Source organism: Siphonobacter sp. BAB-5405 (assembly GCF_002872335.1).
In the GTDB taxonomy this organism is placed as follows: domain Bacteria; phylum Bacteroidota; class Bacteroidia; order Cytophagales; family Spirosomataceae; genus Siphonobacter.
Window position 1 is genome coordinate 138,570 of sequence record NZ_NJAG01000045.1, and the last position, 25,495, is coordinate 164,064.

22 protein-coding genes and 1 riboswitch are annotated in these 25,495 nt (G+C 51.2%); of the genes, 6 read left to right on the top strand and 16 right to left on the bottom strand.

The window, feature by feature from the left end; genetic code table 11:
• Window position 1 precedes the first annotated feature (1 nt).
• A complete protein-coding gene (locus BWI97_RS23345) occupies window positions 2-946 on the bottom strand; it encodes a ParA family protein (protein ID WP_102203024.1) in 945 nt (314 codons plus the stop codon).
• Window positions 947-1,092: 146 nt separating this feature from the next.
• Entirely contained in the window at window positions 1,093-1,821 is a 729-nt protein-coding gene (gene surE / locus BWI97_RS23350) for a 5'/3'-nucleotidase SurE (RefSeq protein WP_102203025.1), read from the bottom strand.
• Between the two features lie 182 nt (window positions 1,822-2,003).
• On the opposite strand from surE, the gene BWI97_RS23355 reads away from it, so the two are divergent.
• The gene (locus BWI97_RS23355) at window positions 2,004-2,888 is read left to right on the top strand and encodes a diacylglycerol kinase family protein (RefSeq protein ID WP_102203026.1); all 885 of its coding nucleotides are present in this window, start codon (window positions 2,004-2,006) and stop codon (window positions 2,886-2,888) included.
• 28 nt (window positions 2,889-2,916) lie between these two features.
• Here BWI97_RS23355 and BWI97_RS23360 read toward each other — a convergent pair whose 3' ends face one another.
• From BWI97_RS23360 to BWI97_RS23375, 4 genes are all read right to left on the bottom strand, one after another.
• Window positions 2,917-3,939 (bottom strand): cytochrome d ubiquinol oxidase subunit II, encoded by a 1,023-nt coding sequence (locus BWI97_RS23360; protein WP_094815770.1) that lies wholly within the window; start codon window positions 3,937-3,939, stop codon window positions 2,917-2,919.
• Window positions 3,940-3,953: 14 nt separating this feature from the next.
• Window positions 3,954-5,279: a cytochrome ubiquinol oxidase subunit I gene (locus BWI97_RS23365; RefSeq protein WP_102203027.1), complete on the bottom strand. Its 1,326-nt coding sequence runs from the start codon at window positions 5,277-5,279 to the stop codon at window positions 3,954-3,956.
• A gap of 101 nt (window positions 5,280-5,380) precedes the next feature.
• On the bottom strand, window positions 5,381-6,085 hold the full coding sequence (locus BWI97_RS23370; RefSeq protein ID WP_102203028.1) for a DUF421 domain-containing protein: 705 nt from the start codon (window positions 6,083-6,085) through the stop codon (window positions 5,381-5,383).
• A 24-nt stretch (window positions 6,086-6,109) separates the two neighbouring features.
• Complete coding sequence (locus tag BWI97_RS23375) at window positions 6,110-7,438, bottom strand: ATP-binding protein (RefSeq protein ID WP_233207980.1); 1,329 nt, start codon at window positions 7,436-7,438, stop codon at window positions 6,110-6,112.
• A gap of 263 nt (window positions 7,439-7,701) precedes the next feature.
• On the opposite strand from BWI97_RS23375, the gene BWI97_RS23380 reads away from it, so the two are divergent.
• Window positions 7,702-8,949 (top strand): TCR/Tet family MFS transporter, encoded by a 1,248-nt coding sequence (locus BWI97_RS23380; protein ID WP_094815776.1) that lies wholly within the window; start codon window positions 7,702-7,704, stop codon window positions 8,947-8,949.
• Here BWI97_RS23380 and BWI97_RS23385 read toward each other — a convergent pair.
• Entirely contained in the window at window positions 8,915-11,263 is a 2,349-nt protein-coding gene (locus BWI97_RS23385; protein ID WP_102203030.1) for a response regulator, read from the bottom strand. The genes BWI97_RS23380 and BWI97_RS23385 overlap by 35 nt on opposite strands.
• A gap of 268 nt (window positions 11,264-11,531) precedes the next feature.
• Here BWI97_RS23385 and BWI97_RS23390 point away from each other — a divergent pair, with 268 nt between their 5' ends.
• Both BWI97_RS23390 and BWI97_RS23395 read left to right on the top strand, forming a co-directional pair.
• A complete protein-coding gene (locus BWI97_RS23390; RefSeq protein ID WP_102203141.1) occupies window positions 11,532-12,110 on the top strand; it encodes a nitroreductase in 579 nt (192 codons plus the stop codon).
• Window positions 12,111-12,191: 81 nt separating this feature from the next.
• Window positions 12,192-13,301 carry a TlpA disulfide reductase family protein gene (locus tag BWI97_RS23395; protein WP_158242829.1) on the top strand — a complete coding sequence of 370 codons (1,110 nt, stop codon included), beginning with the start codon at window positions 12,192-12,194 and terminating at the stop codon, window positions 13,299-13,301.
• 40 nt (window positions 13,302-13,341) lie between these two features.
• Here BWI97_RS23395 and BWI97_RS23400 read toward each other — a convergent pair whose 3' ends face one another.
• The 6 genes from BWI97_RS23400 to BWI97_RS23425 all read right to left on the bottom strand — a co-directional run bounded on the left by BWI97_RS23400 (window position 13,342) and on the right by BWI97_RS23425 (window position 18,567).
• The gene (locus BWI97_RS23400; RefSeq protein ID WP_102203032.1) at window positions 13,342-13,845 is read right to left on the bottom strand and encodes a bifunctional adenosylcobinamide kinase/adenosylcobinamide-phosphate guanylyltransferase; all 504 of its coding nucleotides are present in this window, start codon (window positions 13,843-13,845) and stop codon (window positions 13,342-13,344) included.
• Window positions 13,842-14,420, bottom strand: a complete 579-nt coding sequence (locus tag BWI97_RS23405; protein ID WP_094815784.1) for a cob(I)yrinic acid a,c-diamide adenosyltransferase — start codon at window positions 14,418-14,420, stop codon at window positions 13,842-13,844. The genes BWI97_RS23400 and BWI97_RS23405 overlap by 4 nt, the downstream gene beginning before the upstream one ends.
• 8 nt (window positions 14,421-14,428) lie before the next feature.
• Window positions 14,429-15,412: an ABC transporter ATP-binding protein gene (locus BWI97_RS23410; RefSeq protein WP_102203033.1), complete on the bottom strand. Its 984-nt coding sequence runs from the start codon at window positions 15,410-15,412 to the stop codon at window positions 14,429-14,431.
• A complete protein-coding gene (locus tag BWI97_RS23415; RefSeq protein ID WP_102203034.1) occupies window positions 15,409-16,446 on the bottom strand; it encodes an iron ABC transporter permease in 1,038 nt (345 codons plus the stop codon). The genes BWI97_RS23410 and BWI97_RS23415 overlap by 4 nt, the downstream gene beginning before the upstream one ends.
• Window positions 16,443-17,654, bottom strand: a complete 1,212-nt coding sequence (locus BWI97_RS23420; protein ID WP_233207981.1) for an ABC transporter substrate-binding protein — start codon at window positions 17,652-17,654, stop codon at window positions 16,443-16,445. Before BWI97_RS23420 ends, BWI97_RS23415 begins: the two co-directional genes overlap by 4 nt.
• 30 nt (window positions 17,655-17,684) lie before the next feature.
• Window positions 17,685-17,947: riboswitch (cobalamin riboswitch) on the bottom strand.
• The gene (locus BWI97_RS23425; protein WP_146011006.1) at window positions 17,947-18,567 is read right to left on the bottom strand and encodes an AAA family ATPase; all 621 of its coding nucleotides are present in this window, start codon (window positions 18,565-18,567) and stop codon (window positions 17,947-17,949) included. Its footprint overlaps the riboswitch before it by 1 nt.
• A gap of 613 nt (window positions 18,568-19,180) precedes the next feature.
• Here BWI97_RS23425 and BWI97_RS23430 point away from each other — a divergent pair.
• On the top strand, window positions 19,181-20,245 hold the full coding sequence (locus BWI97_RS23430) for an RICIN domain-containing protein (protein WP_158242830.1): 1,065 nt from the start codon (window positions 19,181-19,183) through the stop codon (window positions 20,243-20,245).
• 346 nt (window positions 20,246-20,591) lie between these two features.
• Window positions 20,592-21,905, top strand: coding sequence for a DUF3472 domain-containing protein (locus BWI97_RS23435; RefSeq protein WP_102203037.1), 1,314 nt, complete (start codon window positions 20,592-20,594; stop codon window positions 21,903-21,905).
• A 176-nt stretch (window positions 21,906-22,081) separates the two neighbouring features.
• Here BWI97_RS23435 and cbiB read toward each other — a convergent pair whose 3' ends face one another.
• From cbiB to BWI97_RS23450, 3 genes are read right to left on the bottom strand one after another with little or no spacing between them, the layout of a single operon-like run.
• Entirely contained in the window at window positions 22,082-23,023 is a 942-nt protein-coding gene (gene cbiB / locus BWI97_RS23440; protein WP_102203038.1) for an adenosylcobinamide-phosphate synthase CbiB, read from the bottom strand.
• Complete coding sequence (locus tag BWI97_RS23445; RefSeq protein WP_102203039.1) at window positions 23,011-24,018, bottom strand: threonine-phosphate decarboxylase; 1,008 nt, start codon at window positions 24,016-24,018, stop codon at window positions 23,011-23,013. Before BWI97_RS23445 ends, cbiB begins: the two co-directional genes overlap by 13 nt.
• 3 nt (window positions 24,019-24,021) lie before the next feature.
• Window positions 24,022-25,491, bottom strand: a complete 1,470-nt coding sequence (locus BWI97_RS23450) for a cobyric acid synthase (RefSeq protein ID WP_102203040.1) — start codon at window positions 25,489-25,491, stop codon at window positions 24,022-24,024.
• Window positions 25,492-25,495: the final 4 nt, after the last annotated feature.

Sequence of the window (25,495 nt, forward strand, 5' to 3'; positions counted from 1 at the left end):
ATCAGTGTTCAATTAGTTCGGTAGCCAGCTGATTGTACTGCTGCCACGAAACCGATTTTGGAGAATAACTATACAAGTCTTCCTTGGCTACCTGCGATTGTTTGATAACCGTAGAGACCTCAATGATGGAATTATATATCGGGAAGTTTTTATAATTCTCCCGAATATGAGCCATCATACTTTTATGAACGCTCTGATTTTTGTGGACCATCGTGAAGACAATGCCCTTCACGGAAAGCGTTGGATTGATATAGGTGCGGATTTCAGCAATCCGGTTGAAAAGACTTTCTACCCCGTGGTACGCACTGGCTTCCGGTTGAATAGGCACAATACAGGAATTGGAAGCCACCAGTGAGCAGGTTGTACAAATGCCCAGGCTCGGTGGGCAGTCAATGAGAATATAGTCAAACTTATCGCGGGCTTCTTCCAGCTTGAGAGCTAACCGGCGGTCAGCACCAATGGCGTTGGCCAGTTCGGATTCCTTATAAGCCATCCGAATGTCCGATGGCGTCAGGTACAGCGTCTCGGTAATTTGCAGCATGGGCAGGGGCGAGTTGTGCAGCAGAGCATCAATGATTTGCTCTTTCGGCTCGTGAATTCCAAAACACTGCGAAAGATTACCCTGAGAATCCATATCAATCAGTAGCACCCGGTTTCCGAGCAGACTCAGGGCCTTCCCCAGATTAATGACCGTCGTGGTTTTGCCTACGCCACCTTTGTGGTTGACAATGGAAATGATTTGGGCTTTATCGAACAGGGTTTCCGAATAACCGTACTTACGCAGGGCTTCATCCAGAGCCTGCAGGTGTTTGACCGGAATGTCTTTCTGTTCGGAAAGAGCTTTGTGAAGTGTTTTGGAAGGAATACCAGCTTCTTTTTCGATTTGAGAAAGGTTAAGAGCAGGTTTCGAACGTAGAAATCGAATCGCTTTTTCAGGCGTAAGCATAAGCTCAGGGATAAAATTTTCTCTTTGTCAAAAATAGAAAGAACTTTTTTTATCCCAAAAGAAAATGATTTTTCTTACCGAAGGCATAAAAAATCCCTCTTCAGGAGTTAAGCTGAACGAGGGATTTCCTTTAATTGAAAAAATTATTACGTCTGCAAAGCCTTCTTCAGAGCCACTTCATCGGTTAAATCCAGCCGTAAGGGCGTCATGGATACAAAACCATTTTCAACGGCCCAGCGGTCCGTACCTTCGTCCGCGGGCTCCAGGGGAGTAACCGTAAACCAGTAATGCCTCCGACCCAGGGGGTCCTGACCCGGAACAATGTAACCATCATATTGGCGTACGGATTGCCGGGTCCAGCGGAGATCAGTCGGTTCGGGAGGAAAGTTTACGTTGGTTAAATTAACTTCTTTATCCGCCAGTAATAACTCCAGGGTTTGTCGTACGAAGGGTTCCAGAACGTCAAAATCGGGTTCCGTATTTCCTACAGGGGTGCTCAGGGCAATTCCTTTGATCCCTAACAAAACAGCCTGTTTGGCCGCTGCTAACGTACCCGAATGCCACATGCCGTTACCCAGATTGGGTCCCATATTGATTCCGGATAGTACCACATCTACGTCCGTAAATAGGTGCGTACCCAGAGCTACGCAGTCGGCGGGCGTGCCGTTGACCCGGTGGGCCTGTATGTGATCCCCAAACGTAATGGGTGATTTTTTAAAACTCAAGGGGCGGGAGTGCGTAACGGCATGGCCCATGGAAGATTGCTCGACATCCGGAGCAACCACGTATACTTCTCCAAATTCAGTAGCTACTTTCGCTAAGGCGGCAATGCCGGGGCTATAAATACCGTCGTCGTTGGTTACTAAGATTCGCATGATACATTCGATTGGTTGCGTATAAGGCAATAACCGGTAGAAAACCGTTCAGAGGGAGATTGAGTAAGTTTGGGGTATCCGTTAGACAAAATTTCAGGAAGAATTACGATCAGACAGGTTGATAAATTTGACTCATACGTCATCGGTTTGCCTTCGGGTATACTTTTAGTAGAAAATGACGCATGAAAAAGAAAGTACAACTCGTGCATAACCCAACCGCTGGGGACGAAGAACACGAAGCTCAGGATCTAATTGCTTTACTACAGAAAGAAGGCTACGCCTGCGAGTATACTTCAGCAAATGAGGAGAACTGGCCTTTGCCCGACTCCTACACAGGACTCATTGCCGTGGTAGGAGGTGACGGTACCATTCGTCAGGTGGCCAAAGCACTGGTACAGGGAGCATGGGCAGACAGCCATTTGCCTCTGGCCGTTATTCCCTGCGGAACGGCTAATAACATCGCCAAGTCATTGGGGATTTCGGCTCCAACCCGGCAGATTGTCCAGTCCTGGAGTCAGTGCCAGCCGCAGCCTTTCGACATTGGCAAGGTAGAGGGCTTGTCAGAAGAAGCGTTTTTTATGGAAGCCTTCGGCTTTGGCTTGTTTCCCGACTTGATGGATGCCATGAAAACGCTCGATAAACCTGAGAATCCTTCCGATGAACTGACCTTTGCTCTGGAGGTACTTCATGAGTTGATTGAAAAAGCGAAGCCCTGTCAGGCTCGACTGACTATCGATGGAAAGGTTTACGAAGGAAATTATCTGTTGCTGGAAGTAATGAATATTCGCTCCATTGGTCCCAATCTGGCTCTGGCTCCGAATGCGGATTGGGGAGACGGAGCTTTTGAAGTGGTACTGGTTTCAGAGGAAGACCGGAATGTTCTGGCTAAACATGTGCTGGATCAAAGCCACGGCATTCACGACGTTTTTCCTTTGCCCAGCATCATGGCCCGGGAGATTCGCATTGAATGGGCACAGACGAACGCCCATTGTGATGACGAACGCATCGAAGCACTCGGCCCCGTGCAGCTACAAATCCAGCCGGGCCGCTTACAGGTTTTACGTTAATGGCCCGGCTGGATTTGTAGCTGAATAATCAGTATACGGGAGCCTGTTTGGGCTCTTTTTTCTGGAAACTGTAGATCAGATAGATCAGGGCGGGCAGGATCAATACACTGCCCAGCAATAAAGCCAGGCCCAAAGCCTGAATGGTTTTATCCTGCCCCCGGTGCTCGAGCAGGGAGAGGTACCCGCCGCCTTTGAGTAGTACCAGGTTGGGAAAATGTCGGTAGGTGGCCACAAACAGAATCATCATAACCTGAAAGCCCGCCAGGATACGGAGTACCGTTCCTTTTCCATGCAGGAGCAAATACCAGAGTAACACCAGTGAAGCCGAGGCTGCCAGTACGCCCAGGAGACCCAGCGGATGACCGAACACCCAATCCATGAGCGGAATACCCTCCCAGTACGCCGCCAGGAAAACGAGTCCTCCGCAACCGACCGCCAGGATATTCATTCCTTTTACTTTGTCAACAAACTGCTGCCGTTCGCTGGGCGTATCCGTTTCGCCCACCAGATAAACGGCTGCCAGAAAGCCGCAAATGGCGACCGTGAACAAGCCCACGGCGACCGGAAAGGGGTGTAACCACGAAAAGATATACGCATCCAGAAAGGTACGGGCCTGCGGATCAATGTGACGGGATACGGTACTTCCCGCAATGATGCCAAGAAACAGCGGAGTAATGACGCTGGAAATGCCAAAAATCCGATTGTAAAGGTGTTGCATGTCATCCACTACCGCGTCGTAATGCCGAAATGAAAAGGCAGTACCCCGGGCAATAATGCCTAACAGCATAATGGTCAGCGGGATATGCAAATGCACGGACATAGTCGCGTAGATGGCCGGAAACCCTACAAACAGAATCACAATGGCAATGATGAGCCACATATGGTTGGCTTCCCAAATCGGACCGATGGCTCGGTAGAGCGTTTTGCGGGTCTGGGTTTTATTGGCCCGCGAGGTGAAGACTTCAATGATACCCGCACCAAAATCGGCTCCGCCCAGCAGTAGATAGAGCAGGAGAGAAGCCCAGAGAAAAATGATGACAACGGTAAGCATAGGCCTGAGAATTATTAATGGTATTCCTTAACCCCCTGGGGGCGATCGTAGAGCTGATCGACCATTTTAATTTGCCGATACAGCATAAAGACCACGACTCCGGCCAGCGACAGGTAGACCGCCGTAAACAGATAAAACGAATACGCAATACCCGGCATGGGCGTTACCGCATCGGCCGTACGCATGATGCCATAAATAATCCAGGGTTGGCGACCTACTTCCGTAACGGTCCAGCCCGCCTCCACGGCAATAAAACCGAGCGGAATGGCTACTACGAATAATTTGAGGAGCCAGGAACGGTCCGTTTTTTTCTTCCACAAAGCCCAGAGGTACAGCAGCGAAAGCAACAGCATGGCCATACCCAGCCCGACCATAATCTGAAAAGCATAATGCGTAATAGCCACGGGCGGATGAAAGGCTTTAGGAATCTGATCGAGGCCTTTTACTTCGGCGTCGAAATCGCCGTGGGCCAGGAAACTCAGTCCGCCCGGAATTTTAATAGCATAATTCACCCGTTCCGCATCCGCGTCAGGAATACCTCCAATGACCAGCGAGGCCCCTTTCTCGGTGTGAAAGTGAGCTTCCATTGCGGCGAGCTTGGCGGGTTGCCGCCGGGCTACATCCTTGGCCGAATGGTCGCCACTCAGGGGCTGCAGAATCGCTGCCAGGCAGGCAAACAGAGCCGCAATTTTGAAGGCCTTTCGGTGAAAATCAACATTTTTATTTTTCAGAATCATCAGGGCATGAACGCCTGCTACGGCAAATCCCGTAGCGGCAAAGGCCGCCAGAGACATGTGCAGGGCCTGCGAAAACCAGGCTTTGTTGAACATGGCCTGAATGGGATCAACATTCAGGTATTGACCGTTAACAAAGTCAAATCCCGCCGGGCTGTTCATCCAGGCATTGGCCGCTACAACCAGAATGCCGGAAGTTAACCCGCTGATACCCACCACAACGCCCGTTACCCAGTGAAACCAGGGATTAAACCGGCCCCAGCCGTACAAGTAAAAACCCAGGGCAATGGCTTCGATAAAGAAAGCAGTACCTTCCAGGGAAAAAGGCATTCCGAAGATGGGCCCGGCATGTTTCATGAAGGTAGGCCAGAGTAGGCCCAGTTCGAAAGAGAGAACCGTACCCGATACGGCTCCAACTGCAAAGAAAATGGCCACGCCTTTGCTCCAGGCTTTGGTTACATTCTGGTAGACCATAGCATCCGTCTTCAACCATAGGTAATGGGAAACAGCCATAAAAAAGGGCATGACCATGCCAATACAGGAGAAGACGATGTGGAACCCCAGGGAAAGGGCCATCTGAGAACGGGCAGCTAGAAAATCATCCATGAGTTGTCAGTGTTGATGCGTAAACCCTCGCTGCAAAGCTCATAGGTATTGCCCGGAAATAGATGGTTTTTTTTCACTTTGTCGGCAGTACCTCGCGGGGCTCAGGTGATGCGGGGCGTATCCAGTGCCTGTACCCATTCGCTGTGCGTGCAGACCGGGCAAACGTGATACGAATCTTTCGGTACGATTTCCTCCACCTGTCCGCAGAACGTACAAGCGTAAGTACCCGCTTGAGAAATACGTTCGGTTTTCCGATTAAACAATTCAGGTAAGATAGGAAGACCCATGCGGACTTCATCATCGGCGTAATAAAACACGCTCACCTGACCGTTGGGTTCGATGTAGGCCCGACGGATCTGTCCGAGGTGCTCGATACCGTGCAGGCGTAATTCCATCAGAAATTCATCCTGTCCAACGTCCTCCTTATCAAAATTCTGAATGGAAAACTGACCGTTCTCAAGGATCAGGATAGGTCGGCCCTCCAGCAGTTCCTCTACTTTCCGTGATTTGGCTGCCATACGGGTGATGAGCCGATAGGCCAGCAGCACGACTATAAAAACCACCAGGGGAGGCAACAAGCCAATATCATGGTAGAACATGGGGTCGCCCGCCGCCGAGCCCAGACCGATGACCAGCACCAGTTCAATGATGGAAAGCTGCTGTACGGCCCGCTTGCCGGTCAGACGCATGGTTACCACAATCACGATGAACATGATCAGGGTTCGCAACGTTACCTCCAGCAGAAATTGACCCGGTAAATCACCAAGCAGGATGCGGGACCAATCCTGAATATCGTAGTCGTTCATACAGCGTCATGTAGTAAGTACAGCCTACGCTTTCAGGTAAAGCTGGAACGTAGAGCCCTGGTTTTCCTGGCTACGGGCGGTAATCCGGCCCCCATGGTTTTCGACGATGTTGCGAACAATAGTCAGGCCTAACCCCGTACCCGTATACGTACTGCGGGAATGCAGGCGTTGGAAGGCTTCAAAAATTTTCTCCTGATACTGCTCGTTAAAACCAATGCCGTTATCAGATACCTCGATCCGGTAAAACGAATCAGCCCGATCCCGCAGGTAAATCTGGGGACCCTGAGAACGAATGTGGATGATGGGGCAAACACCCGGGGCAACGTACTTCAGAGCATTCGAAAGCAGGTTTTGAAACAATTGCCGCATTTGCCAGGCATTCGCCTGAATGTGGGGCAGGGGATCGATGGTTACGCTTGCCTGCTGTTGCCGAATGGGTACTTCCAGATCCGAGCAGACTTCCGTCAGAATCTGATTGAGGTCAACGGTTTCAAAAGTCGTCGATTCATTATTCAGTTGGGCGAAAGTAAGCAGATCGTCAATGAGTGAGCCCATCCGGTCGGTAGCCGAATGCATTTTGTCAATGAGTTCGGCACCATTACCCAATTTGGTCTGGTATTGCGTAGCCAGCAAATGACCGAAGTGTCTGATTTTCCGCAGCGGTTCCTGCAAATCGTGACTGGCGATGGAAGCAAACTGTTCCAACGCTTCGTTGGATTGCTTGAGTTGCTGCTGGTTACGTTGGCTCTCGGTAATGTTAGTAAAGGTAATGGTAATCTGATCCGGTCCCTGGGCCACGGCCGAGACATCAAACCAAGCTTCCAGTCCGTTGCTGTCCCGGTAGTACTGAATGGCGTGTTCCGGCTGACCCGTTTCAGCTACCCGGGCGTACATATCGAATAAACCCGATTCTTTATTTCCCGGAAAAACGCTCATCAGGGTTTTCCCTACGATATTTTTCGGTTTAAGATAAAGATCCCGCTCGACGGTTGCATTGACATGTTCCATCAGGAAATCCGTAATCAGTCCGGGCGTATTCGGCTCCTGACGAAGGGCTTTCATCGAAATGATACTATTCGGCGAAGCATCCAGAATCGCTTGTAATACCTGTGGCGAATCGGCTGCTTCCCAGAAAGTACAGAGTACCTGCGTACCGGCCATTTCGAGTGCTACATGCAGACACAGGTCCGGACGGATTTGCAAGCTTTGCTGAACGGGCTGTCGAGTATGAATAACCTGTGGACAAATACCCAGGAAAAAGGAATCGGGTACGTATGACCGGAATGAGGTTTCCTGCGTAGCTTGTAACAGGTGGCGGCCAGTTTCATTGATAAATACAAAGCGAAGATCCATGAGCTGTTCCGCAGCATACACTGGATCAAGCAAAGCGACCCCTGGTGAAAAAAACGGAACTCTCAGGGAATCATTAGCTTCTGAAGTTATATCAATCTGGGGTGATTTCATCAGTCACATACGGGGCTACTCGTAATTTTCTAAAAAAATCGTACTAATTAAACGCGTACAGCCATTTGTCGGCGGCTAATTAAGTCTTTTTAAGCAATCCCACCATCCATCAGCGTACCTTTGTATTTTTGGTTTTGACACTCCTTACCTACATGGCCACGACCAAGTCTTCGGCAGCACTAACGTTCATCTTCATTACTCTTCTGATTGATGTTACGGGATTGGGAATCATTATTCCAGTGTTTCCCAAACTCATTGAAGAACTCATCCAGGGTAATATCAGTGAGGCCTCGCTGTACGGCGGCTGGCTGACTTTTGCCTACGCCATCATGCAGTTTCTCTGTGCTCCTGTACTCGGGGGATTAAGCGATCATTTTGGACGACGCCCCGTCCTGTTAGCTTCCCTGTTCGGCTTTGGTCTCGACTACATTCTGCAAGGTTTTGCCCCTTCCATTGGCTGGCTGTTTGTGGGCCGCATCTTGGCGGGCATTACCGGGGCAAGCTTCACGACGGCCAGTGCCTACATTGCCGATGTGAGTACACCCGAAAAACGGGCTCAGAATTTTGGACTGGTCGGTGCGGCCTTTGGTGCCGGATTTATCCTGGGACCGGCCCTGGGCGGATTGCTGGGAAGTCTGGGGTCTCGGGTACCCTTTTTCGTCGCAGCAGCCCTGTCGCTGACTAACTGCCTGTACGGCTATTTTGTTTTACCCGAATCCCTGGCTCCGGAAAACCGGCGAACCTTCGAATGGAAGCGAGCCAACCCGGTAGGTTCGCTGCTGAGCCTGCGTCGGTATCCCATCATACTAAGTCTGACGGCCTCGCTGGTGTGTATTTACATGGCCAGTCATGCCACTCAGAGCACCTGGACGTACTTTACCATGGAAAAATTTCAGTGGACCGAAAAATGGGTAGGGCTTTCCCTGGCCTGTATTGGCTTGTGCGTAGGCATTGTACAGGCGGGTGTAATCCGGATTATTACACCGCGAATCGGCCCCCGGCGATCCGTATATGCCGGTCTGTTTTGTACCATTGTAGGGTTTACCTGTTTCGCCTTTGCTTCCGAGGGATGGATGATGTTTGTCTTCACCATTCCCTACGCCCTCGGCGGAATTGCCGGACCTTCGTTGCAGGGGATTATTTCGAGTCAGGTACCCGCCAACGAACAGGGCGAACTCCAGGGGGCTCTGACGAGTCTGGTCAGCGTAACTTCCATTATCGGACCGCCTTTTATGACGAGCCTGTTTTCGTACTTTACGCAGGCTTCGGCACCCCTATATTTCCCAGGTGCTCCGTTCGTAGCCGGAGCTATATTTGCCCTGTTTAGCGTGATTTTTGCGATACGAACGTTGCAGAAAACCGACGTTACCGTATCACCGAAGCCGTATGATCAAGAATAACGCGTAGTAATTCTTCGGGCTTGAAGGGTTTCAGTACCATATCATTCAGGCCCGAAGCTTTAATTCTTTCCGTAATCTCAGGGACGAGGTTCGCCGTTAACGCAATGATAGGCAAGGTATAACCACTCACGCGTAACTGCCGACTAGCTTCGTAACCATCCATAACCGGCATTTGCAGGTCCATCAGAATGAGCATGGGTGGCTCGGCCTTCACTTTTTGCAGGGCTTCTTCCCCCTGCGTTGCCGTAACGACCTCCGCTCCCCAACGTTTGAGAATACCACGGGCAGCAAGAATATTCATCGGCTGATCGTCAACCAGCAGGATTTTCAAGCCCCGTAAGGGCTGTTCGTCAGCCGCCGCCGCAGGATTTTTTTCCGCGGGCTTTGTGGCTGTATTGAAACGTTGGTGAAAATAAAACCGCGAACCCTGTCCCGGCGTACTGCTTAACTGCAAAGGCACGCCCTGTAACTCAAGCAAATGTTTACAAATGGCCAGACCCAGGCCGGTACCACCGAAGCTACGCGTCATGGAAGAGTCGGCCTGGGTGAAGCGTTCAAAAATAAGCTTCTGTTTCGCCTCGTCAATACCGATCCCCGTATCTTCCACGGAAAATTCCAGGAGAATGTCCGCCACGGATTGTTCGTGTACGTGAATGCCCAGTTGCACCCAGCCGCTTTCCGTAAATTTGAGGGCATTGTGTATCAAATTCGTAAGTACCTGCGAAGTACGCGTTGGATCGCCTACAATCAGGGTATGCAACGTCGGATCAGCTTCGAGTTTCAGCTCCAGTTGCTTTTCGGTGGCGTAAGGCCGGTAACTGGCCAGGATATTCCGGGCCATTTGAACCGGATCAAAGGGAATGGCTTCAAAGACGATTTTCCCCGCCTCAATTTTATTGAAATCCAGAATGTCGTTGATGATATTAAGCAGATTGTTCGCCGAAAAAAGCATCACGTCCAAATGCTGCTGCTGATCGGGGCGGGGGCGTTCGCCCAGCAGCAGGTGCGTCATACCGATGATGGAATTCAGCGGCGTTCGGATTTCGTGACTCATGGTACTCAGAAAATCACTCTTCACCCGTAATCCTTCTTCGGCCTGAAGCCGGGCCTGTTTCAATGTAAAGGCAAAGCGAAAAGAAAGAATGAGCGATTGCAGCAAAAAGAAACAGAGATAGCCAATAAACAGCAGTTGTTTCTCAGGGGTAGTCAGCCCAAAATACCGCAGGTTGATTACGGTGAAAACCACCATCAATACCCCCGTACTCAAAAGGGCGTAATAGGCTCCCAGACGGCGATGCCGGGCGGCTTGCAAATACACGTAGAAGGCATAAGCAATGTAGAGAAACATCAAAACCAGAAAGGGATTGATAAGTTGCGTGAAAATCAAAGGAGAACTTAGCAGCGTAATCAGAGCAAACAGGATACAAATTCCCGTCATACCCCGAATGATGATCTTATGGGTATCCAGTGGGTAAAGGGCCTGGGTATACTGCGTAAAAAAGGCGATTCCCAGAAACAGAGCCAGGTACTCCAGATGAAGTGTAAAGCTCCAGGAGCCTTCCGGAAACAGATCATGGATTTCGTACAGATCGGTACCCACAATGCGGTAACTGTAACAAAACGCAAACAGGGCAAAGTACAGAATGGCCTTATCGTGCTGACCAAACCGGAACAGCCCCAGAAACAGCAATCCACCCATGAGCAGAAAACCCGTTAGCAGCCAGTCAATGGCTTTCACCTGGCGGTATTCCGAAAGAAGCTTCTGTGCATCACCAAGCTGAATTTCCTGATACGTTCCGCCCTTCGAATGATGAAAGTTCGCTACCTGCAGCAGGAGCCGTAGCGTATCGCTGGTCTGACGGGGGAGCAACTGGCATTGGGAAGTCCAGAAAGGCACCGTGGTAGCCCGGCTCGTACCCGGCTGACCGTTATGCATCAGTTCCTCATCATTGATGAAAAGTCGGAAGGAACTGTAACAATCACCCATGGCCAAAGCCAGCCGCGGATGCCCGGCGGGTAAAAGCACGGTCAGTTCATACGTAGCGTAACCCTGACCCGTCAATGGTTTGCCCTGCCAGTGGGACTCGTTAAACAGACTGGGGAAAGGAATATCTTCGGTACGGGAGACGGTCTGGCCGGGCGTACGAAGTTGCCCCCAGGTCCACTTCCATTCGCCATTGAGGGGTACTTTCGACTGCTCAAGGGAAGTATGGCGAAGGTCGAGTATACCTCTGACGGATTTCGGCTGAGCGTAGGCACCGGACAGGAAACCTACCCATGCCAGCAGCAACAGCAAGTAATATTTTTTCTTCATGACAGAAAATCTGCCGGGTGGCGGAATAGCAATGATTGTATGGCGGAATTCTCCCAACTGCTAATCATCCACCTGCGTAAACGGCTTTTGTACCGATCCGTAGAAGATATAAAGGAGTGGGAAATGGAAATAGTAAAGATAGTATAAAGATGGCTAATGGGCCGGATTTATACCAAAGGATAAGGCTGGGTTAACACGATTTTTGTCAGCGTTCGGCGGAATACTCCTAACTTCGGGACTTTCAAATCAGATCTTTACGTTTGAAGCTATGACTCTTTCCCTAGAAGTATTGAACGAAGTGATCCGTTCGCGTCGCAGTATCTTCCCGCCCAGCTATACCGATGAGGACATTTCGGTAAAGGATCTGGAGATGATTCTGGAAAATGCCAATTTCGCTCCCACGCACCGACTAACTGAACCCTGGCGTTTTACGATTTTCCGGGGAAATGGCTTAACGAAACTCGCTGATTTTCTGGGTGAAACGTACCGTTCGCAAACCACACCCGAAAATTTTTCGGAAGCCAAATACGAAGGTACGCGTTCAAAAGCCCTCCAATCGGCTGCTGTCATCGCTATCGTGATGGAAGTCCACCCCGAAAAAGTACCCGAGTGGGAAGAACTGGCCGCCGTAGCCTGTGCGGTACAGAATATATGGTTAACCGTAACGGCAATGGGGTTAGGTGGCTATTGGAGCACGCCGGGTAACCTGACCGCCCTGGGAACCTTCCTGAATCTATCGGAAAATCAGAAGTGCGTCGGGCTCTTTTATCTGGGCCACTATGCCGCCCCGAGCAAACCAGCCGTTCGTAAACCGATTATGGATAAGCTGACCTGGATCGAAGATTAACAAACCCGCCCTTTGTCTGACCTGACAAAGGGCTTTTCATTTACTGCTATGCTCCGATTGATTATAAGTATACTATTCGCCTTGTCGCCCTGCTTACTGAAGGCACAATCTACCTTTCGCCTAAATGGCAAAGTAGACGCGTTGAAAAATGGCGATACAGTCTTTTTAATTTACGGAAAGGGGAATCAGCAAATCGTAGATTCCACTCGGGTACAGGACGGGCGGTTTACCTTTCAGGGAACGGTGGAATACCCGATCCTTTCAGCCCTATATCTGCACAAGAATCCCTACCAAACCAAGCTGGCGGCAGGGGAAAAAATGGATTATCTGCGATTCTATCTGGAACCGGTTACCATGCAGCTTCAGGCGAAAGATTCCCTGAAACATATCCGTATTCAGGATTCGCCCAGTAATACCTTACACCGGGAGCTGCAAAGCCAGTTGAAAGCCAATAATGAAACCTTTCAGCGTTTTGTTCGGCAAGCTCAGGCCCTGCCGCCGGAGAAGCTGAAGGATAAAACCATCTACGACAGTCTGCTAAATCGGGAGCAGGAGCTGTTGCGGGAATCCTATGAAATTCATCTGGCCTTTGCCGACCAGCATCCCGACGCTTACCTCAGCCTGATTAGCCTGTCCCATGTGGCCGCTCAGCCGGGTATGGCGGAGCGAGCCGCTAAAGTCTATCAGAAAGTACCGGAAAAGCTCAGGCGAACGCCGCTGGGTAGAGATATTCCCCTGCAATTGGCAGCCCCCACACTTACTCAGTTAGGCAGTACGGCTCCCGATTTTGAGCAGTCCACGCCCGAAGGCAAGGCCGTCAAGGTATCGGATTTTAAAAATCAGTACGTGTTAATCGACTTTTGGGCCAGTTGGTGTGGTCCCTGTCGGCAGGAAAATCCGCAAATTGTCAAGGCTTATCAGACCTACAAAGCCAAAGGCTTTACGATCCTGGGCGTATCCCTCGATTTTCCGGGTCAGAAAAAAGCCTGGCTAAAAGCCATTGAGAAAGATCAGCTTACCTGGACCCAGGTTTCGGATTTAAAGGGCTGGGAAAACGCAGCGGCCAAGCAGTACGGGATCAGGTCCATTCCCGCTAATTTTCTGATTGATCCTTCGGGTAAAATCATTGCCCGGTATCTACGGGGAGAGGATCTGCAACGGGAATTGAGTCAAATTTTTGCGAATAAATGACCTGACAGAAACGAATGGATTTGTGTCAGGTCATTGCTCATTACTTCAGCCGCAGGGGCAAGCCGGATACCATAAAAATTGCTTCCTCCGCCTGACGGGCCACGTATTGATTCGCCCAGCCCTGCAAATCCGTGAATTGCCGTCCGAGCGGCGTATCAGCGTGGAGGCCCATGCCAATTTCGTTGGAAATAATCAGTAACGTAGCCGGAATCTCTACCAAAGCATCCACCTCGGCCTGAAACGCTGCCAGTGTCCGATCCAGATCGTTTTCGTGAGCCATAAACAGGTTCGTGAGCCAGAGCGTGACGCAGTCGATGACGACGACCCGACCGGGTAAGGGAAGGGTAGCCAGATCTTTTTCGGCTTCAAACGTCGTCCATTCCGGACCGCGTTCCCGCCGATGCCGATCCACCCGTCCGGCGAAATCTTCGTCCCAGATTTTCGCCGTAGCCACGTACACCGGCGACTCCGAAAGAGCGAGAGCCCGCTCCTGAGCGTAGCGACTTTTGCCGCTCCGGGCTCCACCCGAGATGTAAATGATCATTCGGGTTTCTTAAAACGTTTGTACAGAAAAAGTTGCCATTTTTCTTCGGCGACTCCGGCTTTATCCATTTCGGCCCGAGCCAGTGTAAAAAACAGATCGGACAGGCGGTTGATGTAGGCCGGAATGGCGTCGTGGACGGTATCGGTTTTGATGAGTGAAACCAGTCGCCGCTCACCCCGCCGCATCTGCGTACGAATCATGTGACAGAGGGCTGAAATCTCGTTTCCGCCGGGTAAGAGAAAGTAGTCGGAAGGGGAGGTCATGGCCGCTTCCAGATTATCGATCCAGGTTTCGCAAAACTCGGCTCCGTCTTCGGGAAGCGGATTCGTATTGATTTTTTTCGCGTCGGAAGGACGGGCCAGGTGCGACATCATGTCCATCAGATCCTTCTGAATTTTGTGCAGATTGGCCTGCCATTCGTGCTCAGTTCCGAGCTTCACGCGTAATAGTCCAATCGTTGAGTTAACCTCGTCCAGCGTACCGATGCACTCCACGCGGACGTCATCTTTGGCGACGCGACTGCCGCCGAACAAACCCGTCGTTCCTTTGTCGCCTTTTTTCGTATAAATTTTCATAAAATGAGTTATCGGCCTTTAAGCCGTTTGGAAAGTTCTTCAAGTAATGCCTGGATGGAAGTGACCGCAATGGCTCCATCAATCAGCCAGCGATCGGACTGTACCTCCACGGTAAGGGCAGCTCCAGGCTCCGTGCGATAGCCTTCCCGCCACAAGGCCCGCCGGGTCCAGAACAGCGGACCGGCTTCGCCCGTCAGTTGTACAGCCGGCCCGGTAGGGGAGGGGTACAACTGGAAAGTCCCCGTAAGACGATCAAACACAAAACCAGTAGCCGTAAAGGCCCGTTCAAAGGCACCGTTGAGAACCAAATCTTCGGGTACACCCTGAGCAAAGCTGCCGTTGGTCCCCATGAGCCACAACTGGTCGGCGGCCTGTAGGGCCAGATCCAGTTCGTGCGTGGAAAGTAGAATGGCTTTTCCCGTTTGTCGGGCCAGTTCGTGCAGCAGTCGCATTAACTCGACCCGACTCGGTAAATCCAGGTGAGCGGTGGGTTCATCCAGCAAAATCAGATCGGTATCCTGAGCCAGTGCCCGGGCGAGCATAACTTTCTGCCGTTCGCCATCGCTGAGTTGGGGCAGGCGTCGGTCGGCAAAGGCCACTGTACCTGTTAGTTCCAAAGCCCAGTCAACCTTACGCTGATCTTCCGCAGTCAGGCTGCCCAACCAATTGGTGTACGGCGTGCGGCCCAGAGCTACCAGTTCGCGAACCCGCAGGTGTCCGGCTTCGACGCGTTCGGTCAGGACCAGACTGAGTTTTCGGGCCAGATCAGTAGGAGCGAGGCTGGCTAGTACTTGCCCGTTCAGGTGAATTTCGCCACTCAAGGCTGCCTGTAAACCCGAAAGCGTTCGCATCAACGTCGATTTACCCGCTCCGTTGGGCCCCAGCAAACCTACTAGTTGACCCGGCTGCAAGCTCAGGTTCAAAGGACCCGCAACGGATTTTGCCGCGTAACCAATTCGCAGGTCGTGGGTCGTCAGTAGCGGCTGGCTCATACAAAAACGGATTTATGACGACTGACAATCATCCAGATCACTACCGGAGCCCCCAGTAAGGACGTCACTACATTAATGGGTAAGATCGATTGCGTACCGGGAAGCTGAGCAATGCTGTCGCATAATAACATTAACAGACTGCCTATGAGGCCATTTGCTGGAATAAGAATGCGATGATTAGAGGTACCCAGCAACGAACGGGTCAGGTGCGGTACGGCAATGCCAATGAACCCAATCGGACCGCAAAACGCGGTGATACTGCCCGTAAGCAGACTTGTACTGGCAATAATCAGGGTGCGGGCCCGCCGAACGGTTAGCCCCATACTACGGGCGTAGGCTTCTCCCAGCAGTAAAGCATTTAGGGCTTTGGAAGAGGCAAAGGCTAGAACCAGTCCCAGCAGGACCACGCCGGAGAGCACGTACAGGTGTGACCCGAGTACGCCACCCAGCGAACCAAAGGTCCAGAGTAAATATTCCTGAATCTGTTCGGGCTGACTGAAATACTGCCAGATACTAATGACGGAAAAGGTAATCGTGCCGACCATTACCCCGACCAGCAACAGAACCACATGGTCGCGGAGTCGTCCGGCAATGAGCAGGACCAGTCCCAGTACCAGAGCAGAACCCAGCGAAGCCATGCCCACAATCAGCCAGCTCCCGGAAAGCCCCAGTTGACGGATGGCGTATAGACTGGTAACGCTCCCACTACCCAGCATCACCGCCGCCACGCCCAGACCCGCCCCGGCGGTAATACCCAGTTCGGAGGGGCCAGCCAGCGGATTGCGAAAAAGCGTTTGCATTTGCAGCCCACTCACGGATAATCCCCAGCCGACCAGCACGGCGGTACAGGCCTTGGGAATACGAATTTTTTCAACGATAAAGAGCCAGGCCGTCTGCTCGGATTCGTGGTGAAGTACAATACGTACCACTTCCCGAAGTGGAATGGCTACGGAACCCAGGGTAAGGTTCACCAGAAAACCAACTACCGTTGCTGCCAGGAGTAAACCCAGCACGAGTCGCAGGCGTGGTGTCATTGGAGTTGTTTGTAGTAATACAGTTCGTAATCGGGCAGGAGTTCGGGATGCAGAATTTTAATCAGATCGCCCAGTACCCGCTCCGGATGAACGGCTCCCGATTCCCAGTAATCGTTTGATCCCCGGGTGTTGGTTCGCTTGCTGTAGTTATACAACTGGCCGGTTTTGAAGGCCTTAAAATCTCCGTAACGGGCGTCTCGGGCCAGGATGTCTTTTTTCGTATCCCGTCCGCTGATGCCTACATTTAGCCAGTAATCGGCCTGTAAGCCAATGGGATACACGGCTTCGAAATTGAGCGGCAAACTGCCCGTGGCCCGGGTGGCATTCCAGTGATAAGTAGCTCCGGCATCGCGGAAAAACTGAGCCATGTAACTGTTGCCATTGGGTACAAACCAGGAATCTTTATAGCTGGTACCGGTGATGATACTGGGCCGTGTTTTGACCGAACGGGTCAGGGATTTGAGTCGATTGTATTCCTTTTCTACGGCGGCAAATCGCTGATTCACCTGTTCTTCCTGATTAAGTAACGCCGCCAGCAGCTTCACCCATTCGGCCCGGCCCAGCGGTGTCGTTTCGACCCACTCGGAGTTGATCAGTACAGGTACTCCGGCGGCATTGAGCGTCTGGTAGCGATCCATGCGGGCATTGGGTTGCCCCACGGCCATCACCAGATCGGGGTGCATGGCGACCAGCGTTTCTTCGTTGAGCGTCTGATCTTTGCCCACCTGCGTAATTTTCTTTTCGTTGATACGGGCAATGACTTTTTCGGAAGATACGTACTTGAGATCGCCCAGTCCTACCAGAATAGCTTCGGCGTCGAGAAAACTGACCAGTCCGATGTGCATGGACGACATCCCAACCAGCGAACGTAGAGGAATTTCAATGAGCTGACTATTCTCGTACCCTTTCGGACGGGGCGTACCGCGTTGCAGGAGAACGTAGGTCGCCGTATCCGTGCTCTTTTCAAAGGGACTCAGGATCTGTACCACTTTGTAATGCGAGCGGTAGGTAATCCGAAAGCCTTTGGCGTGTTTGATCTGGACTTTCTCGGGAAAGTAGTCGTGTTTAACGGCCGCTTCGCCCTGTTCGGCAACGGAAGAGGTGGAACTACACTGGCTCAGTAAACCCAGCGTGAAGGCCGCCACTACCAACAGTGGAACCCATTGCCGCATACATTTCTGCGGAAAAGTAAACAAAGGATGCATCATGATTCGTACGAGCTTTTCTTCCGAAAGCTGTCGGGGGTTAACCACTCAGGCAGGTCTTCTGACTCGTTCCCTTCCCAACCCCTTCCCATACCCAAGGGGGTACAGTGGCGTATGGTGGAGAAGTTTTCAGTTTTCAGTTCGCCGTTTTCAGTTTACAGCCTAAGTACTGAAAACTGAAAACCAGAAACTGAAAACGAAAAGAACTTACAGCAGCGGAGACTGTTCCGGAATTGCACCGGATTCCCTTTTCAAACCGTCGCCTCACGACGGTTACCTGGATGGGGCCGCAAAACTACGAAGAAATTGTCGGGTCACTCATACGAAGCTTGCCTGATTGACAAAAACTGGGCTCTGGCGTAAGGGCGGACAAGGGTTCTTCCAGAAACCATTTTTTCAGTATAGTCTCCACAAAAGCCACGCGTTCAGCCACAGAAACCTGGGGAAGTACGATCAGCTGATAGCCCAGCGACTGATACACCTCCGATAGCGTTTCGTACAGCCGTGTGGCTTCGGCAAAGGTCTGCCAGCGTTCGGCATCGTTGACGTAAATTTCTTTCCAGGGTGGAGCCATGAGTACACAGGGAGCATAAGGGTATCGGCGGGCCGCCTGCATCCAGTCCGGTTCCAGCGGAATGTTGCCTACCCGTAGATACGCCAGAATATCAGGAATGCCCCGGTCAAAAAACGTCAGCGGTCCCTGAGCCTGTTGATAGGCTCTCTGCATTCGTTCCAAAGCCAGCCCGGCAAAACCGCTCAGATCATTCCAGGGAACCTGCTTGGAACCCAACTGTACCTGTTCCTGAATCAGAAGTCGTGATACTTCAGCCGAAGTAGGATATCCCCGGTCGTGTAATGCTTCAAGTAAGGTACTTTTCCCGGCTCCCGGTCCTCCTGAGATGATGATTCGCTGCATGGCCTCCGTTTTGACCCACAAAAATACCGATTCTGATGGTCAGACCAACTGGATGCTAAACGTGTGCCTGGTGATATTGGGGGTTGTTTGGTAAGCGATACGAATCGGCTAATGGTAAATCAATCCCATTCCTGCCCCAATCGAATCGGCCCTCGCTTACGAGTACAGAGAAATGATACAGACCTCTTCTTACCTTATGATACTTGTGTTTTGTATTTTTTTATAAAAAACTAGAACAAAATAGAGTATATCCGTAAGGGTACTTGCATAGGAGCATCAAAAGCAGGCCTGATACCGTAAAGCTTTCTTGAAGAAAACATTCACCCCATTTCTTCACTAAAAGTTTTTCAACAGACTGCTTCCCCGCCTATGCTTTTAGGTACGGTGGGTTTTCAGTAAGTACAAATCTGTTCATCGTGTTCACCGCCAAAACTAACGAGATGGAATCACTTCAGATGCACTACTTCCGCCCTTCCTGTTTCATCCCTCATTAGGGAGTAACACCTACAGGAGAAAGCCCCTTACCCTCTGCTTTTCTCATGCTCTCTTGTTCACCCCAAACATTGTACATAAGCATGGGTATGTACACCACATGTTAATCAACTCTATTACTATGAAAACGCAAGTAGGTTTAAAAGGACTCGCTCTGGCGGTCCTGGCTTTGGTAACCAGTTGCCAAAAAGAAAACTTAACCCCACCAAAACCTGAATCTAACGTTGTAGACAGCTCTAAAGGGGCCCGCGTTCCTGCCTCGGAAACTTTACAAACCGCCGGGAATGGCCGGTTTTTCATTGTGAATCGACGCAGTGGAAAAATGCTGGATGTGGAAGGTTTACAGACGGCTTCAGGTTCTAATATCGTCCAGTACGGCGGAACCGGAGCCAGTAATCAGGAATGGACGCTGACCCAGCTTTCGGGTGGATTTTATTCCATTGTAGGCGTGCAAAGTCAACGAGCGTTGGAAGTGGTACAGGGCTCAACGGCCGATGGGGGAGACATTAGTATTGCCAACTACACCGGAGCCAACCAGCAACAGTGGCAATTTTTGGCCTTAGGGGATGGTTATTATCGCATTATTAATCGGAACAGTGGCAAAGATCTGGATGTATTCAACCAGTCGATCGACGATCTGGCCGAGATTAAACAATGGGGGTATTGGGGTGGAGAAAACCAGCAGTGGGCCTTGATTAAAGCCCAGCAAGCGGGGCAGTTAGGCTGGGTTTTAACGACGTCTAATGTACCCGATGATGTACGGGCCCGGATTACGAGTGCCATGAACGACGCCTGTGCCCGTTATAACCGTCTGGCCAACTGGCCCGCCAGAACCCTGACCGTTGAGTATAATACCGGTGTACAGACCGCCGACGGTAATACCAACGGAAACATTCGCTTCGGGGGTAATCCCAGTTACCAAAACACGCGTACGGCCATGCACGAAATCGCCCACACCTGGGGTGTCGGTATCTCGGGTGGCTGGTATGCCAACACGTCTACGGGACCCTTCACGGGAGCAAATGCCGTCGCCACTGTTAAGACCTTCGATGGACCGAATGCGGTCATCAATACTGGTGGAAGTCACTTCTGGCCGTATGGACTGAATTATGACAACGAATGGTCGGAGATTAACGCTTATCGTCACGTAAAACTGGTATACGCGATGCGGACGGATGGGATGTGATACGATTAAAAAGTAAACCCGCCCCAACCGTAGCGTAGGGGAAAGAACCTCCTGATGTGGTTGAAAAACTACGGCAGGAGGTTCTTTTGTAAAAACAGGAGCTAAGCCAGGCGTCTTCTAGGTTTCGCTGAGATTGTTAAAGGTGCCATCATGTACTCGCTTTATCCAGCAATGATATTCCTGATTCCACCAGCCTTTTCTACTCAGCTAAGGTCAAACCAAAGCAACCTTGGGTACAATAGCCGCATCTGCCAGACTTAACCTCTACTGAAATGCCTTTCAAAATCGTGTTTTGGAGCATACTATCCCTGCCTTTGATGTTAGGTACATTCACTATACCGCCGGGATGGCTTACCTACGAAAGCCATCCGGCGAGTATCAACTGACTGAGGATGATAATCAACGGCACGGTGAACAGGCGTCACTCCGGATTGAATCCAATACCAAACGACCTAATGGGTTTGGCTATCTATTGAAAGCCATTGACGTGAAAAAGCTGGCGGGTAAACGCGTTCGTCTTACGGGATATCTCAAAGTGGAAGAGGTCCAGCAATGGGCCGGACTATGCTTCCGGGCAGAGGCTGGGAGTTATCCGGTCGCTTTTGACAACATGCAGAAGCGAGGCATAAAAGGATCGCTGGATTGGGGAAAATATACGATTGTGCTGGATATTCCATCGCAAACGACGCGAATCGAAGTAGGAGTGGGTTTGGTAGGGCCGGGTAAACTCTGGATGGACCCTGACCTGCAGTGGGAAGTAGTAACGACTGAGATGCCGGTGACCGGAACCACCTTTCAGGGGGGCATTCATCCGCCTCTGAAGCTAGTCACGCAGGCTGATCTGGACCGTACGCGTCCGCTAACGCAAGGCTCTAAAAAACACGGAGCAGCTTATCTGACATTAGATTACGTTTTAAAAGAACCGGCGGACTGGATTTATGCCGAGATAAACGTGCCAACGGGTGAGGCTCCGACCCATACCTATTATTCGGTGTTGGGAGGAAGATTATTCTATAGTGGAATCCAGGTACATTCTACCAGGGAAAGGCGAGTGATTTTTTCGGTTTGGGATGCCAATGCGGGCAATAACAATCCTAGGCAGGTGCCGGATTCGATGCGGGCCACCTTACTGGAAAAAGGACTGCGGGTGTTTAGTTCCCGATTTGGCCGCGAAGGAAGCGGCGTTCATACCCATCTGGTGTATGATTGGAAAGAAGATACTACCTACAAATTTTTAATCCATCTTCAACCCGATTCCGTACACCATCAAACGATATACACTTTATTCTTCGAAAAAGACCAGCGGTGGGAGAGAATCGCAAAAATAAGTACACCTACCCTGATGAAAAGCCTGACCGAAGCTCAAGCCTTTCTGGAAGATTTTTCCACGCATGATGATCGGCATCGCAGATCTGCATCTTATCAAAACGTGTGGGTGCGTACCCTGAGCGGTGAGTGGCAGGAGGTTACTCAAGCCGTATTGACGCTGCCCTTCGGCGATCAAAATCGGAGCGTAAAAGACTATGGGTGTGGCCTTTCCACGAGTAATGGCTTTCTCTTAAGTTCTGGCGGTGGCTATACGGAAACGTACGTACCAATACCGACGCTAGTGCAACGACCCCAAAGCGGGAAAAAACCAGTGATTGACTTACCCGAATAAATGATTTGTACAGATAATCAAAGCATTAGAGATGGTAAGAAAAAATTGAATGAGGTTAGTGTACTGGCACAGAAGGAAAGGATTGCTAATATCCAAACTATCTAAAAAGACGATTTAATAGCATAGAAATTACGTGGTCAAATAGTAAACAAGTCAACGTTGCCAACTACTCTTCCCTACCACGCACCCTGTTTCCACGCGTTCCAAGCCAGGCAACCCAGCACCATCACCAGACAGCAGGCGTGGTTGATCCAGCTTACGCGTTTGATTTCGTGCGGTTCAATCATTCGCTCCTGTTCACCCAGATACGGCTTTTCTACGCGGATGCGGTGGTAGACGTTAGGTCCGCCGAATCGGCAGTTGAGAATGCCCGCCAGAGCCGCTTCGGGATACCCCGCGTTGGGGCTTTTGTGCTGATGACCGTATTGGAAAATGAAGCGGAGCCCCCGACCGCTCGCCGTAACCAGTACCATCAGCAGGGCCGTGAGTCGGGCGGGAATGAAGTTAGCTACATCGTCGATGCGAGCAGCAACCTTCCCGAATTGCTCATAACGCGGATTGCGGTAACCGATCATGGAATCGAGCGTATTGACCATTTTATACGCCATCATACCCGGAACGCCCGCCAGTGCATAATAGAAAAGTGGAGCAATTACGCCGTCACTTAGGTTTTCGGACATGGTTTCCAGTACGGCAATACGAATTTGCTGAGCACTGAGCTGGGACGTATCACGACCCACGATGCGGGATAATTGCTTACGCCCCGCTTCCAGCCCCTGCGTATCGAGTACGGTAAATACCTGTCGGCCTTCGCGGATCAGGTTATGATTGGCTAGCCCATACCAGATAAATACGCCCTGAACCAGTCCGGCAATCCACCAGGGGCCTGCGGACAGTAACCGTTCCAGTCCCCAAAAGCAGGAAAAGACGGTGATAATCAATACTACAGCAAACAAACCCCCTTTCCAGAATCGATACCGACCCTGATTCAACCAACGTTCGCCCTTGTAGATCGTCGTACCAAAAAGCCGAATGGGGTGGGGCCAGTGGTCCGGATCACCAATGACCAAATCCAGCCCGTAGCCGAAAACCAGCGGAAAAAAAGTTAGCAGGGCCATGTCTGAAGGGCGTTAAGGAGCCACTGGTTTTCTTCGGGCGTACGCGTAGCGATCCGAAAGTGACGAGGACTTAAGCCCCGAAAATTACTGGCATCCCGAATGAGTAGGCCGTGCGATTCGAGCAGATAGCGTTTTAACTCAGCGGCGGTACGGTTGAGCGTTTCCCCCAAAAAAAAGTGCGTATGGCTGTCGTGAATCCGAAGCCCTGAATGCGTTCGCAGGGCGGTTACCAGCTTTTCTTTATCGATTAAAAGCTGATCCAGTGGAAGCTGAATGGCATCAAACTGTTCGAAAATGAAATGCCCGGCGGCCAGAGCCAGGGCGTTGACAGTCCACGGCTGCTTGTACCGTTTCAATCGTTCGATACCGGTTTTCTGAGCCATCACGTAACCCAATCGGAGGCCCGGTATGGCGTAGGTTTTCGTAAGCGACCGCAGGATAATCAGATTCCCATACGACGCGATCAGCGATTCGCAGGAGTCAATGGCTCGGGTGAAATCAATAAAAGCTTCATCCACGACGAATACCGTTTGCGGGTACGTTCGAAGCCAGTAGTCCAGCTTCTGGAAAACGGCTCCCGTGGGATTATTGGGATTGCAAATAAAAACGAGATCGCTCTCGGGCAGGGCATCCGTTTGCTCCCAGGGCAAAAACGTCAGGGTATGCCCGTGCATCCGGGTAGCATCCTCGTATTCGGCAAAAGCGGGAATCACAATCGTGGTACGACTTCCCGCAAAGGCCTGGGCAACGAGGTAAATACTTTCGGTCGTACCGCTGTTCACCAAAAACTGCGTAGGGGCCTGTTGGTGATGAACCGATAGCCGCTCAATCAAACTTTCAGCCAGTACCTCCGGATAGCGATTGATGCTCGACCAACGGTCAAACAGATACGCCTGAAGCCCGGCGGGTTCGCCCCCGTACCAAACGTTTGTACTAAAATCCGCGAGGATGGGCTTTTCGTACTGATAGCCATCATCGCCGTGTCCCTGTAACATACCTTAGCTTTTCAAATGAGCGTAAATCTGCTCCATATCTACGTGCTGACGAATGAGATCCGCCAGTCGATCATACTGTTCCTGTTTGTAGGCGGCGTAATCGAAGTTTACTGACTCGGTAGTATACGCGGACAAAAGCTCTTCGATTACCACGTCGTTATCCAGAATGCCGTGCAGGTACGTACCCCAGCATCGCTCATTCAGAAAATAGCCATCCGATTGTCCATCTTCGAAAACCGTCAGCGGCTGTTCAGGTCCCAGCGGGCGACTTTCCCCCATGTGAATTTCATAGCCCGTGCACCAGGAAGATCCCTCCCGATAGCGAAACTGCCGCTGAAAAGTGGTTTTAACGGGTTGTAGTACTGTTTGGATGGGCAGAATTCCCAGTCCGGCGATACTGGGAATAGAACTTTCCACGCCCTGCGGATCTTCCACGCTCTGACCCAGCATCTGATAGCCACCGCAAATGCCAATGACCGTTTTGCCCGCCCGATGAGCCCGCACAATGCTCTGATCCAGCCCGCTTTGTTTCAGAATCAGTAAGTCATCGATGGTATTTTTACTGCCGGGTAAGATGACGATGTCGGCTTTCTCCAGTTCGTCGGATTCGCGGGTATAGTACAAATGGACGCGGGGATCATTCTCCAGTCGGTCGAAATCCGTGAAGTTTGAAAGTCGATTCAAATGCACAACGGCTACGTTGATTTTCTGCGTTTGGGCGACTCGTTTTTTGTATTCCAGAGCCAGAGAATCTTCGGCTTCAATAAAAATATCCTTGAAATACGGCAGAATACCCACCACGGGTAGACCCGTCAGCTCTTCCAGCATCTGTTTCCCATCGGCAAACAGTCGGGCATCGCCGCGAAATTTGTTCACCAAGATGCCTTTCATGCAGGCCCGTTCTTCGGAAGTTAGCAGAGCAATGGTACCGTAGACACTCCCGAACAAACCACCCCGGTCGATGTCGCCGATGAGATAAGTGGCCGCTCCGGCGTGACGGGCCATGCGTAGGTTAGTGATGTCGCGGTGTTTCAGGTTAAGCTCCGAAATGCTCCCGGCTCCTTCCAGTACGATGGGAGAGTGCCGAGCCGAAAGTCGGTCAAAAGCCCGCGTTACTTCGGCGAATAATTCCTGCCGATCCTGCGTGCGGAAGTATTCATACGCGGACTGCGTACCGACGGGTTTCCCGTTCAGAATGACCTGCGAACGCTGATCGGTAGTCGGTTTAAGCAGCACCGGATTCATGTCCGTGTGGCAGGGAATGCCCGCCGCTTCGGCCTGCACGGCCTGAGCACGGCCCATTTCCAGTCCTTCGGGCGTCGCGTAACTGTTCAACGACATATTCTGAGCCTTGAAAGGAGCCGGAGAATAGCCATCCTGTTTAAAAATCCGGCAGAATCCGGCGGTAATCACACTTTTGCCCACATCAGAGGCCGTGCCCACGAACATAATCGGGCGAAGTGAAGCATTCATTTGG

Coding starts and splice junctions, on each gene's coding strand:
- BWI97_RS23345 (WP_102203024.1), bottom strand. CDS start 946: ATGCTTACGCCTGAAAAAGCGATTCGATTTCTACGTTCGAAACCTGCT.
- surE (WP_102203025.1), bottom strand. CDS start 1,821: ATGCGAATCTTAGTAACCAACGACGACGGTATTTATAGCCCCGGCATT.
- BWI97_RS23355 (WP_102203026.1), top strand. CDS start 2,004: ATGAAAAAGAAAGTACAACTCGTGCATAACCCAACCGCTGGGGACGAA.
- BWI97_RS23360 (WP_094815770.1), bottom strand. CDS start 3,939: ATGCTTACCGTTGTCATCATTTTTCTCTGGGCTTCTCTCCTGCTCTAT.
- BWI97_RS23365 (WP_102203027.1), bottom strand. CDS start 5,279: ATGGATGATTTTCTAGCTGCCCGTTCTCAGATGGCCCTTTCCCTGGGG.
- BWI97_RS23370 (WP_102203028.1), bottom strand. CDS start 6,085: ATGAACGACTACGATATTCAGGATTGGTCCCGCATCCTGCTTGGTGAT.
- BWI97_RS23375 (WP_233207980.1), bottom strand. CDS start 7,438: ATGGATCTTCGCTTTGTATTTATCAATGAAACTGGCCGCCACCTGTTA.
- BWI97_RS23380 (WP_094815776.1), top strand. CDS start 7,702: ATGGCCACGACCAAGTCTTCGGCAGCACTAACGTTCATCTTCATTACT.
- BWI97_RS23385 (WP_102203030.1), bottom strand. CDS start 11,263: ATGAAGAAAAAATATTACTTGCTGTTGCTGCTGGCATGGGTAGGTTTC.
- BWI97_RS23390 (WP_102203141.1), top strand. CDS start 11,532: ATGACTCTTTCCCTAGAAGTATTGAACGAAGTGATCCGTTCGCGTCGC.
- BWI97_RS23400 (WP_102203032.1), bottom strand. CDS start 13,845: ATGATCATTTACATCTCGGGTGGAGCCCGGAGCGGCAAAAGTCGCTAC.
- BWI97_RS23405 (WP_094815784.1), bottom strand. CDS start 14,420: ATGAAAATTTATACGAAAAAAGGCGACAAAGGAACGACGGGTTTGTTC.
- BWI97_RS23410 (WP_102203033.1), bottom strand. CDS start 15,412: ATGAGCCAGCCGCTACTGACGACCCACGACCTGCGAATTGGTTACGCG.
- BWI97_RS23415 (WP_102203034.1), bottom strand. CDS start 16,446: ATGACACCACGCCTGCGACTCGTGCTGGGTTTACTCCTGGCAGCAACG.
- BWI97_RS23420 (WP_233207981.1), bottom strand. CDS start 17,654: ATGATGCATCCTTTGTTTACTTTTCCGCAGAAATGTATGCGGCAATGG.
- BWI97_RS23425 (WP_146011006.1), bottom strand. CDS start 18,567: ATGCAGCGAATCATCATCTCAGGAGGACCGGGAGCCGGGAAAAGTACC.
- BWI97_RS23430 (WP_158242830.1), top strand. CDS start 19,181: ATGAAAACGCAAGTAGGTTTAAAAGGACTCGCTCTGGCGGTCCTGGCT.
- BWI97_RS23435 (WP_102203037.1), top strand. CDS start 20,592: ATGGCTTACCTACGAAAGCCATCCGGCGAGTATCAACTGACTGAGGAT.
- cbiB (WP_102203038.1), bottom strand. CDS start 23,023: ATGGCCCTGCTAACTTTTTTTCCGCTGGTTTTCGGCTACGGGCTGGAT.
- BWI97_RS23445 (WP_102203039.1), bottom strand. CDS start 24,018: ATGTTACAGGGACACGGCGATGATGGCTATCAGTACGAAAAGCCCATC.
- BWI97_RS23450 (WP_102203040.1), bottom strand. CDS start 25,491: ATGAATGCTTCACTTCGCCCGATTATGTTCGTGGGCACGGCCTCTGAT.